The sequence below is a fragment of the Rhodococcus sp. 06-235-1A genome, from assembly GCF_002258785.1.
Lineage (GTDB): Bacteria > Actinomycetota > Actinomycetes > Mycobacteriales > Mycobacteriaceae > Rhodococcoides.
Genome location: NZ_NOYI01000003.1, coordinates 394,193 through 408,336, shown reverse-complemented (window position 1 = coordinate 408,336; position 14,144 = coordinate 394,193). Strand labels below are relative to the sequence as shown.

Genomic DNA, 14,144 nt, shown 5'->3' with positions numbered 1-14,144 from the left:
TGCTCGGTCACGCGCCACCCTTCGCATTCGGACGAAACGACTGTACTGCAGGCGAAAACAAACTCGTTCGTTACAGTACCTCACAGTTACAGTCAGATTCGGCCCGGGAAGTCACCGAGAGCGCGCCGCCGACAATCCACGCCCGAGGCAGTCGGGGAGCAATAGCGTCGGTCACCACCACGGCAATCGTCAACCCTGGCAAGCTTATCGAGGTGACCGACGAATCCGGAAGACCATGACCCGAACGGTGACGGTCCTGACCAATCCGACGGCCGGTGGTGGGCGCGCGGCGCACGCCGGACGACGCGCCGTGGCCCGTCTCCGCGAGCGCGAACTGCACGTCACTTCCATCGAGGGCCGTACCCCTGGAGACGCGTTGACGTTGCTGGAAAGGGCTGTCGGTAGCGGAACGGACGCGGTGGTCGCGGTCGGTGGCGACGGGTTGGTCAATCTCGTGATTCAGGTGCTCGCCGGCACAGACATCCCGATGGGCGTCGTACCTGCCGGAACAGGGAACGATCTGGCCCGCGTCCTGGGCGTGCCACGGGGCGATCCTGTCCGCGCGGCCGACATCATCGCCGACAACCGCACGCGCTCGATCGATCTGGGGAGGGTCGGTGACCGCTGGTTCGCGACCGTGCTGTCCAGTGGTTTCGATTCACTGGTCACCGAGAAAGCGAGCCAACTTCGTTGGTTCGGCGGCCGCCTGCGGTACAACGCGGCCATGGTTCTTCGGTTGGCACAGCTCGAAACTCTCTCGTACGTGGTGGAACTGGACGATGCAGAGCTTCGGGTAGATGCCACCTTGATCGCCGTCGGGAACGGCCGCAGCTACGGCGGGGGGATGTCGATCTGTCCTGCCGCACGGGTGGACGACGGCCTGCTCGACGTCACCGTCGTACGGGGTGTGAGCAGAACTCGTCTCCTCCGGATGTCGCCGACCCTCTATCGGGGCTCACACGTCGACCTCCCCGAGGTCGATACCTACACCTCGGCTCGTGTGGCCCTACGCTGCGACGGGATCGTCGCGTACGCGGACGGTGAACGTGTCGGTGAATTGCCTGTCGTCGCCCAGTGTGTGCCCGGGGCACTTCGGGTGTTCGTCGAACGAAATTCCGTGCCCGACGCCTGAGCGGCCCGCCGAGTCAGTACTTGAGCGAAGGGTGGTCGTTGTCGGACGAGATCGCTTTGTACAGCCTTACGAGTCCCAACACGATGGCACCGGCTACCACGAGCCAGAACACACCCTTGATGATCGTGCCGAGAAGCGCGAGCGCAATCCAGATCAGAACGATGAACCCGAGAACTTTCCAGAACATGTGATGCTCCTGCCGTGTCGCCGCGCACCGTGTCGTGTCGCGTACCTCGATCCTGGCATCGGAGCATCGCGAATACATCGGGGTGAACCCTGAATTGTCTCAGCGGTGGCGAGCCCGGATCCGGTCGATTTCGGTCAGCGCCTCCGCCCACCCCTGCAATCGATCGGTGGCCGACAGCAGCTCACGGCGGTGCGAATCCACCACTGTCGTCGATCCGAATCCGGCCGGCCCGGTCATGCGTCCTGCGGCCGCGACGAGCTGCTCGTACTGCTCGACACCGGTCTCGAGATCGGCTGCAGCCGAGGCGATTCCACCGAGCAGATGTTCACGAGTGACGGCACTGGCCGCGCCGGCACGTTCCAGAGCCGCGATGTCGACGGCAACGCCTTCGAGACCTCGGGCCGCGTCGGAGGCCACGCCGATCATCTCCTCCACGTCGTCGGTACCGATCGTCTCGGACCTCGCCAGGATCCCGAGGAGCTCGAACAAACCCTGCTCCGCTCCGGCCAGCCTGGCCATCGACTCGTACGCGGCCGATCCACGCTGAGGCAGGACCCGCTTGGTCGGAATCCCCACCGGTACCGGCTGCGATCGCAGTCGCCGCAACCGGGTGATCGCGAATGCAGCCGGAACGGCCATCAGGGCAGCACCTCCGCCACCGACGAACAGGGTCCACTCCGGGGCGGACAGTGCAGCCATTCCCGCGGTACCCACCGCCGTCGTGGTGGAGGCGGCACCGAACCTGATGCCGCGCCGTCTGGCCCGGCGGATCTTCTTGAAATGCTTCGCACGGGGGTCTTTTCGGCGTCCGGCAGCATCGAGTATCGACGTGCCGACACCACGGGCGGTCTCCGCGAGAGACCGCACCATCGCACCCGGGTCCGCCACGGCAGAGGTCACGGATTCTCGATCGAACGAAACGGCCGGCCGCTTACGCGGCCGGCCGAATTCGTGTTCTCTGGTACCCATGTCGAGGGCGTGTCAGGCGTTCGAGCTGTTGGTTCGGCCGGTCACGCCTGAGCCGGAGGCTCGGGGGTGGCGTCCGGGGACTTGGCGATAGAGGGCTTGGCAGCGGCATTGCCCGACGGCAGCGAATCGCCCGCCATCGATGCACGAATCTGTTCGAGACGGCTGTGACCCGCCATCTGCACCGAAGCCTGCTGAACCTCCATCATGCGGCCGGAGACCGTGTTCTGAGCCAGCTCTGCGGAGCCGAGAGCGTCGGCGTAACGACGTTCGATCTTGTCGCGAACAGCGTCGAGGCTCGGGGTGTTGCCGGGCGCGGACAGCGTGCTGTCCATCGACCGCAGGGATTCGCTGACCTTCTCCTGCATCTTCGCCTGCTCGAGCTGGCTGAGCAGCTTGGTACGCTCTGCGACCTTCGACTGCAGAGCCATGGCATTCTGCTCGACGGCCTTCTTGGCCTGGGTGGCCGCCTGCAAGGACTGATCGTGCAGAACTTTGAGGTCTTCGACGCTCTGCTCGGCAGTCACGAGCTGGGCTGCGAACGCCTCTGCTGCGTTGGTGTACTGCGTGGCCTTTTCGATATCACCCGCGGTGGCGGCCTGATCGGCCAGCGTCACTGCTTGCCGAGCATTGGCGTTGAGCTTCTCGACCTCGTCCAGCTGACGGCTGAGCTTCATCTCGAGCTGACGCTGATTACCGATGACGGACGCAGCCTGCTGGGACAGAGCCTGGTGCTGTCGCTGTGCGTCTTCGATCGCCTGCTGAATCTGAACTTTGGGGTCGGCCTTCTCGTCGATCTTGGAATTGAAGAGCGCCATCATGTATTTCCAGGCTTTGACGAAAGGATTAGCCATGGGGTGGTCCTGCCTCCATCTGTTGCGCCGCGGTGGCCGCGTGCGGGTCGGCTGCTCTCGCAGTGACCGAAATGAACCTGTCCGTGCTGAGAAAGTCGTGTGGGTCAGGAATGGAAACCGAGTACTTTTCCGATCTTAGGCGGCAGCGAGAGCTCTGGCAGCAGGTGCGGGAATCACGACGCGAGTATCGCCGTCGATACGAGTCGCGACAACCGCGTCCTCGGGCCGAGCGGCCGCGATCGATGCGTCGGACAGCGTGACGCTGACATCGCTCATCACGTCTGCGAGCGGCACGGCCAGAGCGTCGCAGATCGCAGCGAGGAGCTCGCTCGACGCCTCCTTGCGACCACGTTCCACCTCCGAGAGGTACCCGAGGCTCACGCGTGCGGTGTTCGAGACTTCACGCAGGGTTCGGCTCTGTGCGACGCGAGTACGCCGCAAACTGTCACCGAGTGCTTCACGCAATAGCAGCGCCATCTCGCTCCTCCTCGTTGGTGTTCGTGCCGACGGCCGAGCCGCCGAGACGGCAACGTTCATTTGTCGTTCGTCCGGAGCCGTCACGATGTTCAACGTCCCAGTCGGTCCGATTGGTTCCCGACCCTATATGCCAGTTCACTCGAACACGCGCCGAAGCAGCTACGACACGGCTGCCAAGACTGTATCCCGCCGACGAGTTCATGCGGAGGACACGCCTCGGCGCAGGCGGACGGCCTGCACCACGTAGTCCAGACCGGTGTACACGGTCAGCAGTACAGCCAGAGCCATCAGCGCCATCGCAACAGGATCGATCACGGTCGGAAGCGGGCACAGATACACCCCGATCGCGAACGTCTGCACCAGAGTCTTGATCTTCCCGCCACGTCCGGCAGGAATGACGCCGTGCCGTATGACGGCGAACCGCACCATCGTGATGCCGATCTCCCGAACCCCGATGATTACCGTCACCCACCACGACAGGTCCCCCAACATCGACAATCCGACAAGCGCGGCACCGATCAAGGCCTTGTCTGCGATGGGGTCGGCCATCTTCCCGAAATCCGTCACCAGACCGTATTTGCGAGCCAACTGGCCGTCGATCCGGTCGGTGATGGCGGCAGCGGCAAAGATCGCGGTTGCTATCAGCCGCCAGCCGGTGTCGTGGCCGTCGCCGACGAAGAGCGCGGCGAGAAATACCGGAACGAGTGCGATTCGGAGCACTGTCAAGACATTGGCGACGTTGAGCAACGGCACTTCGTCCGGTCCGCCGGGAGTGGCGTTACCGTGTGGCAGGTCCTTGCTGCGCGCGACATTCCCCGCGCCGGAGGCACCGCTGCCGGGAAGCCGTCCGCTCGACGGAACACCCTGACCGGGTGCTACCGGCCCGGTCATCGGCGCACTCGCGAGCCTCGGACGACGCATCCGGCCGAGTGGCCGCCTTCGCGCAGCATCGACCCGCCGAGACGGGGACACAGCTCACTGAACGACACACGAAAAGTTTATCGGTTGAAGTACTGACTACTGTTCACCCCATGACTTCTGGGCCGAATCGGGCGAGTCGCGACACCGCAGATCCCGAATCCGACGTGCACTCCGACCCCGTGGACCGCCGTCCCACACACGACGGCACCCTCGTCGTGCGTCGTGCCAAGACCTCGGACATTCCCGAAATCAAGCGCTTGATCGACATCTATGCCGGCCGCATTCTGCTGGAGAAGAACCTCGTCACGCTGTACGAGGCAGTGCAGGAGTTCTGGATCGCCGAGCGCGACGGCGAGATCATCGGGTGCGGCGCGCTGCACGTGCTCTGGGCCGACCTCGGCGAGGTGCGCACAGTGGCAGTCGATCCCGCTGCGAAGGGGCACGGTGCCGGGCACCTCATCGTCGCCAAACTCATCGAGGTCGCGCGCGATCTGGCGTTGCAGAAGGTGTTCGTCCTGACGTTCGAGGTGGACTTCTTCGCCCGGCACGGATTCGCCGAGATCGACGGAACCCCCGTCACAGCCGAGGTGTACGCCGAGATGTGTCGGTCGTACGACACCGGCGTGGCGGAATTCCTGGACCTGAGCTACGTCAAGCCGAACACCCTGGGCAACACCCGAATGCTGCTGTCCCTCTGACAGAATTCTGGACATCACCCCTCGAATGCGGAAGAGAGTTCCATGCCCCTGATCGCCGTCAGCTACACCTACTCCCCCACCACCACCGACGGTCGCGACACCCATCGCGCGTCCCACCGAGCATGGTTGGCCGAACTGCTGGAGAAGAAGACTCTGGTCTCGAGCGGTCCGTACGCCGACGGCAGCGGAGCGCTGCTACTGGTCGACGGCCCGGATGCTGCCACCGTCGAGACACTCTTCGCCCAGGATCCGTTCGCGGTGGAGAACCTCATCGAGTCGGCGACCTTCCACGAGTGGACGCCCGTCATGGGCACCTTCACGTCCTGATCGGCCAGCGCCCGCTGACCCCGTTCGCGTGAATGGACCGTTGCACACCGCCGAGACGGCTGCAGTGGTCCATTCACGCGAACGGGGAGCCTCAGAATTCGTCCGACGCAGGCTGCTCGTCCGGGTCGCCACCCTTGATCGACCACAGCAGACCGTCGAGCTCGTCCGGCTTGACCAGCACCTCACGCGCCTTGGACCCCTCACTCGGGCCCACCACTCCGCGGTTCTCCATCAGATCCATCAATCGCCCGGCCTTGGCGAATCCGACTCGTAGTTTGCGCTGCAGCATCGACGTCGAACCGAACTGACTCGTCACCACCAACTCGACTGCCTGCAACAGCACGTCGAGGTCATCGCCGATGTCCGGATCGACGTCCTTCTTGTCCGAGACCTTCGCTGCGGTGACGGTCTCGTTGTACTCGGGCTCGGCCTGGTTCTTGGCGAAGTCGACGACCACAGCGATTTCCTCGTCGGTGATGAACGCACCCTGCAGACGCGTCGGCTTACCTGCACCCATCGGCAGGAACAGTGCGTCTCCCATGCCGATCAGCTTCTCTGCGCCCGGCTGATCCAGGATGACCCGCGAGTCCGTCAGTGACGACGTGGCGAAGGCCAGTCGCGACGGCACGTTCGTCTTGATCAAGCCGGTGACCACGTCGACCGAAGGACGCTGCGTGGCGAGTACGAGGTGGATACCGGCGGCGCGCGCCTTCTGCGTGATCCGCACGATCGCCTCTTCGACGTCGCGCGGAGCGGTCATCATCAAGTCGGCCAGCTCGTCGACGATCGCGAGGATGTACGGGTACGGCCGATAGACGCGTTCACTGCCCAACGGTGCGGTTATCTCGCCGGAGCGCACCTTCTTGTTGAAGTCGTCGATGTGTCGGACCTTGTTGATCTGCATGTCCTGGTAACGCTGCTCCATCTCCTCGACGAGCCACGCCAGAGCCGCAGCTGCCTTCTTCGGCTGCGTGATGATCGGGGTGATGAGGTGCGGAATACCCTCGTACGGCGTCAGCTCGACCATCTTCGGGTCGATCAGGATCATCCGGACTTCGTCCGGTGTCGCTCGCGCGAGCAACGACACCAGCATCGAGTTCACGAAGCTGGACTTACCCGATCCGGTGGAACCGGCCACCAGCAAGTGCGGCATCTTGGCGAGGTTCGCGCTGACGAAGTCGCCCTCGATGTCCTTGCCGAGACCGATGACCAACGGATGATGATCCTTGCGCGTCGACGGTGCCGTCAGCACATCGGCGAGTCGCACCATCTCGCGGTCCGAGTTGGGTACCTCGATGCCGACTGCGGACTTGCCCGGAATTGGCGCGAGCAGACGCACGTTGTCGGTCGCGACTGCATAGGCGATGTTGCGAGCGAGCGCGGTGATCTTCTCGACCTTGACGCCGGGGCCGAGCTCCACCTCGTAGCGAGTGACCGTGGGGCCTCGGGTGAAACCGGTGACCGCGGCGTCGATCTTGAACTGCTCGAGCACCTCGGAGATGGCCTCGATCATCGCGTCGTTGGCCTGGCTGCGGGTCTTGGGCGGGTCGCCGTCTATGAGCAGCGACAACGACGGAAGCGTGTAGTCCCCATCGACGACGCGGTCGACGACGATCTTGTCGTCCTCGGCCGCCGGCTTCGGTTCGGCCGCCTTGACGATCGGCTTGGGCTTGGGCCGTTCGGGTGCGGCGGGCGCAGGTGCAGCGGCCGCAGGCGCGATGACCTCGGTGGCTGCTTCCGGGGCCGGGGTCTTTCGGGCACGTGGCGGTTTCGCGACCGGGATGTACTCCTCGGTCGGGTAGTTGTCGTACGGGTCGGCACCGCCGTGGACCGGGTAGCCGTCGGCGTCGAAGTTGGAGTCGTAGTCGCCGTAGCCCTCGTCTCCGAATTCGGAACCGAAGTCTGCCGGGTCGTAGTCCTCGTATTCGTCGCCGCGACTGTCGGTGCCGAACAGTGCACGCATCCGGTCCGGCACGTCGCGCACGGTGGTGCCGGTGAGAAGCAACACTCCGAACAGGCCGGCGAGCAGCAGCAGCGGCACCGCCAACCAGACGGTGAGACCGTCGGCGATCGGACCGCCTGCCACGTAACCGACGAAGCCCGCGCCCTCGGCCCGGCCCGGCGCGTCGGTCGGCGAGCCGGTGGCCATGTGCCACAGGCCGAGGATCGGGAGTCCGAGAAGAAGCGAGCCGAGGACGAGTCGTGGCCGTACCTCCGGACGCGGTTCGGAGCGCATCAGAACGACAGCGATCGCGACACCCAGCACGGGTATCACGTATCCGGCTTCACCGATGACGGCGCGGATGGCCACCTCGATCCACTCGCCGAGCGGTCCCCCGGCGCTGAACCAGACGCTCGCGGCAACCACGACGCTGACGGCGATCAGCCCGAGGGCGATTCCGTCCCGACGGTGGCCGTGCTCGATGTCGGCGGCCTTGCCGACCGTCCTGGTCGTGGCACCGACACCGCGCGCGGCCATCGACCAGGTGGACGAGATGCCGCGGCCGATGGCGTCGAGGGCACCGCGTGACTTCTTCTTGGCCGCAGGCCTGCGCGACGACGCACCCCTCGCCGGCGACTTGCGAGACGCGGCGTTCGCCCGAGTGGTGGCCGGATTGCGCGGCGCGGTGGGCTTCTTCGGCGTCGTGACGGTACGTGCGGTGCGGCCGCTCCCGGACTTCCGAGCCGTACCGGACGCGCGCGAAGAGCCGGATCCGCTGGATCCGGCCCTGGCCGTGGAGGTGCTGGTCTTTCCTGCCATGCACCCAGGTTAGTCGCAACAGCCCCGTCGAAACCATCCGCAACACCAGTAACAGCGGATGGGATGTACGTCAGAAACTGAGATCGAGCGCTTTCACGGCAGCGATGTCTCCCGCCGAACCCTCGTACTCGACCTCCACCTGGTCCCTACCGAATGCGTAGAGAAGCAGTTCGGACGGCTCCCCCACCACCGTCACACCGGCACCGGAGCCACCCTTGAACGTGCCTGTTCGACCGTCTGGGGTCCGGACGAGCACGGGAACGGGCGCGGAGCGGTGACCGGCCCGGCCGATCAATCGAACCTGCGACCACAGACGCGTCTCCACTGCCGCCGGTTGGACCCGTCGGGTCCATGCCCCGCTCGCCCGGCGCAGATCCTCGTGGTGGACGAACATCTCGCCGAGATTGATCAACGGATCCAGGAGAGCGAACGGCGACCACATCGGCGGACCGGTACGAACATCCTCGACCACGGCCGCGAACGGTCGACGTGCCACGGACCGCTGAACCCGTTCGGTGTAGCCGGCCAGCGGAGGCAGAAGGATGCCAGGCGAGGCGTCCAGGCGTCGCTCTCGAACGACGAGATGGGCGGCCAGATCGGCGGCGGTCCACTCACCGCACAGCGTCGGCGCGTCGGGACCCACGTCGAGAAGGGTCCGAACCAGTTGGGAACGTTCATCCTGGGCAAGGCTCACGCGCTCCAGGCTACGGCCAGACGGAACCAGCGGCATCCTGCCGCGAGATCCCATCTTTTGTCTGGGTAACCTCCCAACAGTGCCGGTATCGGAAATTCTCGTCATCCTGCTCGCCGGCCTCGGTGCCGGGGCCATCAACGCCGTCGTCGGTTCCGGAACGTTGATCACATTTCCGACTCTGGTCGCGTTCGGGTATCCCCCGGTGGTCGCCACGATGTCCAACGCAGTCGGATTGGTGGCGGGAAGCGTCTCGGGCACGTGGGGGTATCGCCGAGAACTGCGCGGGCAGTGGCATCGACTGCGGTGGCAATTGCCCGCATCCTTCGTCGGAGCGCTCGGTGGAGCATGGCTGCTGCTGCACCTACCGGAAAAAGTGTTCGCCTCAGTGGTGCCGGTACTGCTCATCGGTGCGTTGATTCTCGTTGTCGCACAACCGAGAATTCAAGCCTGGGCCAAACGGCGGTCGGAAGCTGCGGGCAAGGCTGCAAACCAGATCGGTCGCGGCCGAATGGCGTTGGTCACCATCGGCACTCTGCTGGTCGGCATCTACGGCGGCTATTTCACTGCCGCGCAAGGCATTCTGCTCATCGGCGTGATGGGGGCACTGCTACCCGAGACGATGCAGCGGATGAACGCGGCCAAGAATCTGCTGTCCCTGGTCGTCAATGTCGTTGCCGCAGTGACATACACGATTTTTCGATTCGACGACATCAGCTGGCAGGCTGCCGGACTGATCGCGGTCGGATCCCTGATCGGCGGTGCCGTCGGAGCACGCTACGGCCGCCGGCTCTCGCCGGCGGCCCTGCGCGGTGCCATCGTCGTTCTCGGTCTGATCGGGCTGTGGCGACTGCTCGTCTGACCGATCTACGTGGACTGCGGTTGCGGCTTGACCGCAATGATGGTCGGAACGATCATCGGCTTACGGCGATACTTGTCCGCTACCCAACGACCCACGACGCGCCGCACCGCCTGCGCGATGCGGTGGGTATCGGACACACCGTCCGACGCCAGACGCTGCAGCTCCGCCTCGACGAGCTGACCGGCCTCCTTGAGCGCGGCCGGATCGTCGGAGAAACCGCGACCGGACACCTCGGGTGCGGTCACCGCACGGCCCGTCGCCGAATCGACGGCAACGCTGATGGCGATGAAGCCACCCTCGCCCAGCACCAACCGATCGGACAGCGTCGAGTCACCGACGTCGCCGACCGACAGGCCGTCGACGTAGACATGCCCCACGGGCACCTGTCCGACGATCTCGGCGAGGCCATCGACCATGTCGACCACCACACCGTCCTCGGCCAGCACCACGCGATCCTCCGGAACGCCCGTCGCCTTGGCCAGCGCGGCGTTGGCACGCAGGTGACGCCACTCGCCGTGCACCGGCATGGCGTTGGTGGGCCGAACCGCGTTGTAGAGGTACAGCAGTTCGCCCGCCGATGCATGGCCCGAGACGTGGACCTTCGCGTTCTGTTGCGTCACGACGGTAGCCCCACGCTTGGCGAGGCCGTTGACCACAGCGAACACGGAGTTCTCGTTGCCAGGAATGAGCGAGGAGGCCAGCACCACGAGATCGTTCGCCTTGACGTTGATCTGGCGATGTTCGCCGCGAGCCATCCGGGACAGCGCAGACAGCGGCTCGCCTTGCGACCCGGTGGAAATGAGCACCAGCCGATCGTCGGGAAGGGTTGCAGCAGTGTCGACGTTGACCTCGAGGCCGTCGGGCACCCTCAGGTAACCCAGGTCCTGAGCGATCTGCATGTTGCGCACCATCGACCGGCCGACGAACGCCACTCGGCGGTTGTACCGCTCGGCCACGTCGATGACCTGCTGAATCCGGTGCACGTGACTGGCGAACGACGCGACGATGACGCGCTGCTTCGCCTTGCCGATGACGGTGTCGAGCACGCCGCCGATCTCGCGCTCGGGGGTGACGAATCCGGGAACCTCGGCATTGGTGGAGTCGACCAGAAACAGGTCGACGCCTTCGTCACCGAGCCGCGAGAAGCCGGCCAGGTCGGTCAGACGACCGTCGAGCGGCAGCTGATCGAGCTTGATGTCACCGGTGTGCAGCACCAGACCGGCGTCGGTCCTGATGGCGATGGCCAATGCGTCGGGAATCGAGTGATTCACCGCGAAGTACTCGCAGTCGAACGGGCCGTGCTGAGTGTGCTGCCCTTCGATGACCTCGACGAGGTTCGGTCGCAACCGATGCTCCCGGCACTTCGCCGCTACCAACGCGAGGGTGAACTTCGATCCGACGACGGGCAGGTCGGGACGCAGTCGGAGCAGGAACGGAACTGCTCCGATGTGGTCTTCGTGACCATGCGTCAGAACCACCGCCTCGACGTCGGCCATGCGGTTCTCGATGTGCCGGAAGTCGGGCAGGATCAGGTCGACACCCGGCTGCTGGTCCTCGGGAAAGAGGACGCCGCAGTCGATGATCAGCAACTTGCCCTGGTGCTCGAAGACGGTCATGTTGCGACCGATTTCGCCGATACCACCGAGTGCGACCACGCGCAGGCCCTTGAACGGTGCTTTCGGCGGGGTGCCGAGACGTTCGGTCGGATCGAACTCGCGGCGCTTGTCCGGTCGCTGAGTTCGCGCCGAGTTCTGCACCATCGGCTTGCCCTGACGGGCTCCTGCCGGTTGGCCCTGCTTCGGGGCCGGGCGCTCGGAGGGGGGTCCGGCATTGCGGGTTGCGCGTCCGCGCGATCTGTTCGGTCGTGTCATACAAGAACTCCTGCCGCCCGCAGCTCCGCTGCGAGCAATTCGATGTGGTCGATGCTCGGTGGCACCTGGGGAAGTCGTGGGTCGCCCACATCGAGTCCGATGAGGCGAAGGCCGGCCTTCGAGGCGCTGACGCCGCCGAGGCGTGCGACCGAACGAATGACCGGGATGAGGCTGACGTTGATGGCCTGTGCGCGTGCGATGTCGCCCATCATGAAGGCGGTGTGCAGCTCGCGCAGGCGAGCCGGGACGAGGTGGCCGATGACGCTGACGAAGCCGGTTGCACCGACCGAGAGCCAGGGCAGATTCAGTGGGTCGTCACCGGAATAGAACTGCAAGCCCGTCGAGGCGATCAGCTCGGCGCCGGCGTTCAGATCGCCCTTGGCGTCCTTGACCGCGAGGATACGAGGATGCTCGGCGAGCCGCCGCAGGGTCTCGGTCTCGATGGGGACGACCGAACGCGGCGGAATGTCGTAGAGCATCACGGGCAGATCGGAGGCATTGGCGACCGCGGTGAAGTGGGCGTACAAGCCGGCCTGCGGTGGCCGCGAGTAGTAGGGGGTGACGACAAGGAGGCCGTGCGCGCCTGCACGGGCGGCGTCGCGGGCCAGCTCCACACTGTGAGCGGTGTCGTTGCTGCCGGCCCCGGCGATGATCCGAGCTCGATGGCCCACCGCGGCGATCACCGCGCGCAGCAGCTCGAGCTTCTCGTTCTCGGTGGTGGTGGGCGATTCGCCCGTCGTTCCGGCCAGAACCAATCCGTCGTTGCCCTGCTCTACGAGGTGATGTGCCAGCCGAACGCCTGCATCGATATCCAACTTACCGTCTGCTGTGAACGGGGTCACCATGGCGGTGAGCACCGTACCGAACACAGGCGCAACGGAAGGAGCGGCGTCACCGTAGGTCATGGCAGCAGATTACCCGGTGCTTTGCCCACTCTCGCGCAGCGGGACTCCCCGCTGGCGACACGTGCACATACCCCGTCACCGCCGCGACCGAACCTCGCCGTCAGACCTCGGTCACGAACGGGCTGCGAGCCACTTCCGTACCGTCCGGCAACGTCGAGATCTCGAAGTCGCCGAAGACATCGGGAGCTACTTCCACGAGCTTACGCAGACATTCGACGGCCACGCGACGAATCTCGACGTCCGCGTGCTCCGATGCACGCATCGACACGAAATGTCGCCACGCACGGTAGTTCCCGCTCACCACCACTCGGGTCTCGGTCGCGTTCGGAAGCACCGACCGGGCCGCCTGCCGCGCCTGCTTGCCGCGCAAAGCGGCATTGGTGACCGATTCGAGCTTTCCTTCGAGTGCACCGAGCAGCTCGGTATACGCCGCGCGACTCGCCTCCGTCGCCGACGCGAACAACGCCTCGAGCTCGGGGTCGCCCTCCACCGCGGGCGGGAGAACGACATTGGCGTCGTGCTCCGGGACGAAACGCTGTGAGAGCTGGGAGTAGGAGAAGTGCCGATGACGGATCAATTCGTGCGTGCACGAGCGAGAGATACCGGTGATGTAGAAGCTCACGCTCGCGTGTTCGAGGACCGACAGGTGTCCGACATCGAGCAGATGACGCAGATACGACGCATTGGTGGCGGTCCGAGGATTGGGTTTGGACCAGCTCTGATAGCACGCACGCCCGGCGAACTCGACCAGTGCTTGTCCACCGTCCGCATCGGTTTCCCAGGGGATGTCCGGCGGCGGCACGAACTCGGTACGGGCAACCAGCTGCACTTTCAGCGCGACGGTTCGCGGCACGGCACTACCTACATTTTCTGATGACACCGCACAACCCTAATCGGGGACGCCGATGTTCGGCCGCAGATGACGCCACTATGACGCCATAGGACGCCATAGGACGCCACCAGCGAGGCTTGACTGACATCATGTGTGACGTCACACTGGCGTCATGGAACTGGACAGGTACACCGAGTCACTGCGAACCGACCTTCTCGCCGCCGCGGCTCTGGGAGACGAACACACCCGGCAGACGGCGGAAGCGCTGGGAAAAACAGCCGAAGCGTCGGCCAGATTGATGTTGCTCACCGCGCTGTCGGACTTCGCAGCAGAGGTATCGAACGATCTTGACGGCCATACGGTGACCGTTCGTCTCGACGGCACGCAGGCGCACGCCGATGTTCGACGCGACCGCCCGACGCCCGATCTGCACGACGGCGTACCGCACGACGCCGTCACCGAGGACTACCCGACGATGGACGACGTGTCCGGCGAGGTACGGCGGGTGACGCTGCGACTGGTCGAGCAGATCAAGGAACGCGCCGAGGACGCAGCCAACAACAGCGGCGTCTCGCTCAATTCGTGGTTGTCGCAGGCAGTTCAGGGCGCTCTGCGTGACCAGATGCGCAAGGATCGCGGCTGGAACAACTGAGCTCCGGG

The 14,144-nt window shown here is 65.1% G+C and carries 16 protein-coding genes; 6 read left to right on the top strand and 10 right to left on the bottom strand.

The window, feature by feature from the left end; all coding sequences use genetic code 11:
- Positions 1-235 precede the first annotated feature (235 nt).
- Positions 236-1,132: a diacylglycerol kinase gene (locus CH275_RS03810; protein ID WP_094675209.1), complete on the top strand. Its 897-nt coding sequence runs from the start codon at positions 236-238 to the stop codon at positions 1,130-1,132.
- 13 nt (positions 1,133-1,145) lie between these two features.
- On the opposite strand, the gene CH275_RS29355 is transcribed toward CH275_RS03810, so the two are convergent.
- The 5 genes from CH275_RS29355 to pgsA form a co-directional block, all read right to left on the bottom strand.
- On the bottom strand, positions 1,146-1,319 hold the full coding sequence (locus CH275_RS29355; protein ID WP_179275955.1) for a hypothetical protein: 174 nt from the start codon (positions 1,317-1,319) through the stop codon (positions 1,146-1,148).
- A 99-nt stretch (positions 1,320-1,418) separates the two neighbouring features.
- Positions 1,419-2,219: a phage shock envelope stress response protein PspM gene (pspM, locus tag CH275_RS03800; RefSeq protein WP_179275954.1), complete on the bottom strand. Its 801-nt coding sequence runs from the start codon at positions 2,217-2,219 to the stop codon at positions 1,419-1,421.
- 110 nt (positions 2,220-2,329) lie between these two features.
- On the bottom strand, positions 2,330-3,139 hold the full coding sequence (locus CH275_RS03795) for a PspA/IM30 family protein (protein ID WP_094615295.1): 810 nt from the start codon (positions 3,137-3,139) through the stop codon (positions 2,330-2,332).
- A 135-nt stretch (positions 3,140-3,274) separates the two neighbouring features.
- A complete protein-coding gene (locus tag CH275_RS03790) occupies positions 3,275-3,616 on the bottom strand; it encodes a helix-turn-helix domain-containing protein (RefSeq protein ID WP_094675205.1) in 342 nt (113 codons plus the stop codon).
- Between the two features lie 198 nt (positions 3,617-3,814).
- The gene (pgsA, locus tag CH275_RS03785; protein ID WP_256990842.1) at positions 3,815-4,507 is read right to left on the bottom strand and encodes a CDP-diacylglycerol--glycerol-3-phosphate 3-phosphatidyltransferase; all 693 of its coding nucleotides are present in this window, start codon (positions 4,505-4,507) and stop codon (positions 3,815-3,817) included.
- 140 nt (positions 4,508-4,647) lie between these two features.
- On the opposite strand from pgsA, the gene CH275_RS03780 reads away from it, so the two are divergent.
- Entirely contained in the window at positions 4,648-5,235 is a 588-nt protein-coding gene (locus CH275_RS03780; RefSeq protein ID WP_256990841.1) for an amino-acid N-acetyltransferase, read from the top strand.
- 42 nt (positions 5,236-5,277) lie between these two features.
- Positions 5,278-5,562 (top strand): YciI family protein, encoded by a 285-nt coding sequence (locus CH275_RS03775; RefSeq protein WP_094675203.1) that lies wholly within the window; start codon positions 5,278-5,280, stop codon positions 5,560-5,562.
- 91 nt (positions 5,563-5,653) lie between these two features.
- On the opposite strand, the gene CH275_RS03770 is transcribed toward CH275_RS03775, so the two are convergent.
- Positions 5,654-8,041, bottom strand: a complete 2,388-nt coding sequence (locus CH275_RS03770; protein ID WP_094675201.1) for a DNA translocase FtsK — start codon at positions 8,039-8,041, stop codon at positions 5,654-5,656.
- Between CH275_RS03770 and CH275_RS29840 the strand changes: the two genes are divergently transcribed.
- Positions 8,016-8,336, top strand: a complete 321-nt coding sequence (locus CH275_RS29840; protein ID WP_143546674.1) for a hypothetical protein — start codon at positions 8,016-8,018, stop codon at positions 8,334-8,336. The genes CH275_RS03770 and CH275_RS29840 overlap by 26 nt on opposite strands.
- A gap of 57 nt (positions 8,337-8,393) precedes the next feature.
- Here the strand turns inward: CH275_RS29840 and CH275_RS03760 are convergent, their stop codons facing one another.
- A complete protein-coding gene (locus tag CH275_RS03760; RefSeq protein WP_179275952.1) occupies positions 8,394-9,017 on the bottom strand; it encodes a TIGR03085 family metal-binding protein in 624 nt (207 codons plus the stop codon).
- Between the two features lie 79 nt (positions 9,018-9,096).
- Between CH275_RS03760 and CH275_RS03755 the strand changes: the two genes are divergently transcribed.
- Positions 9,097-9,876, top strand: a complete 780-nt coding sequence (locus CH275_RS03755) for a sulfite exporter TauE/SafE family protein (protein ID WP_094675197.1) — start codon at positions 9,097-9,099, stop codon at positions 9,874-9,876.
- Positions 9,877-9,881: 5 nt separating this feature from the next.
- On the opposite strand, the gene CH275_RS03750 is transcribed toward CH275_RS03755, so the two are convergent.
- The 3 genes from CH275_RS03750 to thyX form a co-directional block, all read right to left on the bottom strand.
- Positions 9,882-11,636, bottom strand: a complete 1,755-nt coding sequence (locus tag CH275_RS03750; RefSeq protein WP_094675195.1) for a ribonuclease J — start codon at positions 11,634-11,636, stop codon at positions 9,882-9,884.
- A 107-nt stretch (positions 11,637-11,743) separates the two neighbouring features.
- The gene (gene dapA / locus CH275_RS03745; RefSeq protein ID WP_094675193.1) at positions 11,744-12,652 is read right to left on the bottom strand and encodes a 4-hydroxy-tetrahydrodipicolinate synthase; all 909 of its coding nucleotides are present in this window, start codon (positions 12,650-12,652) and stop codon (positions 11,744-11,746) included.
- Between the two features lie 100 nt (positions 12,653-12,752).
- Positions 12,753-13,505 (bottom strand): FAD-dependent thymidylate synthase, encoded by a 753-nt coding sequence (thyX, locus tag CH275_RS03740; RefSeq protein ID WP_094675191.1) that lies wholly within the window; start codon positions 13,503-13,505, stop codon positions 12,753-12,755.
- A 151-nt stretch (positions 13,506-13,656) separates the two neighbouring features.
- Here thyX and CH275_RS03735 point away from each other — a divergent pair, with 151 nt between their 5' ends.
- On the top strand, positions 13,657-14,136 hold the full coding sequence (locus CH275_RS03735; RefSeq protein ID WP_094675189.1) for a hypothetical protein: 480 nt from the start codon (positions 13,657-13,659) through the stop codon (positions 14,134-14,136).
- The last annotated feature ends 8 nt before the right edge of the window (positions 14,137-14,144 follow it).

Coding starts and splice junctions, on each gene's coding strand:
- CH275_RS03780 (WP_256990841.1), top strand. CDS start 4,648: ATGACTTCTGGGCCGAATCGGGCGAGTCGCGACACCGCAGATCCCGAA.
- CH275_RS03810 (WP_094675209.1), top strand. CDS start 236: ATGACCCGAACGGTGACGGTCCTGACCAATCCGACGGCCGGTGGTGGG.
- CH275_RS03775 (WP_094675203.1), top strand. CDS start 5,278: ATGCCCCTGATCGCCGTCAGCTACACCTACTCCCCCACCACCACCGAC.
- dapA (WP_094675193.1), bottom strand. CDS start 12,652: ATGACCTACGGTGACGCCGCTCCTTCCGTTGCGCCTGTGTTCGGTACG.
- pgsA (WP_256990842.1), bottom strand. CDS start 4,507: ATGACCGGGCCGGTAGCACCCGGTCAGGGTGTTCCGTCGAGCGGACGG.
- CH275_RS03735 (WP_094675189.1), top strand. CDS start 13,657: ATGGAACTGGACAGGTACACCGAGTCACTGCGAACCGACCTTCTCGCC.
- CH275_RS03795 (WP_094615295.1), bottom strand. CDS start 3,139: ATGGCTAATCCTTTCGTCAAAGCCTGGAAATACATGATGGCGCTCTTC.
- CH275_RS03770 (WP_094675201.1), bottom strand. CDS start 8,041: ATGGCCGCGCGCGGTGTCGGTGCCACGACCAGGACGGTCGGCAAGGCC.
- CH275_RS03750 (WP_094675195.1), bottom strand. CDS start 11,636: ATGGTGCAGAACTCGGCGCGAACTCAGCGACCGGACAAGCGCCGCGAG.
- CH275_RS29355 (WP_179275955.1), bottom strand. CDS start 1,319: ATGTTCTGGAAAGTTCTCGGGTTCATCGTTCTGATCTGGATTGCGCTC.
- CH275_RS03790 (WP_094675205.1), bottom strand. CDS start 3,616: ATGGCGCTGCTATTGCGTGAAGCACTCGGTGACAGTTTGCGGCGTACT.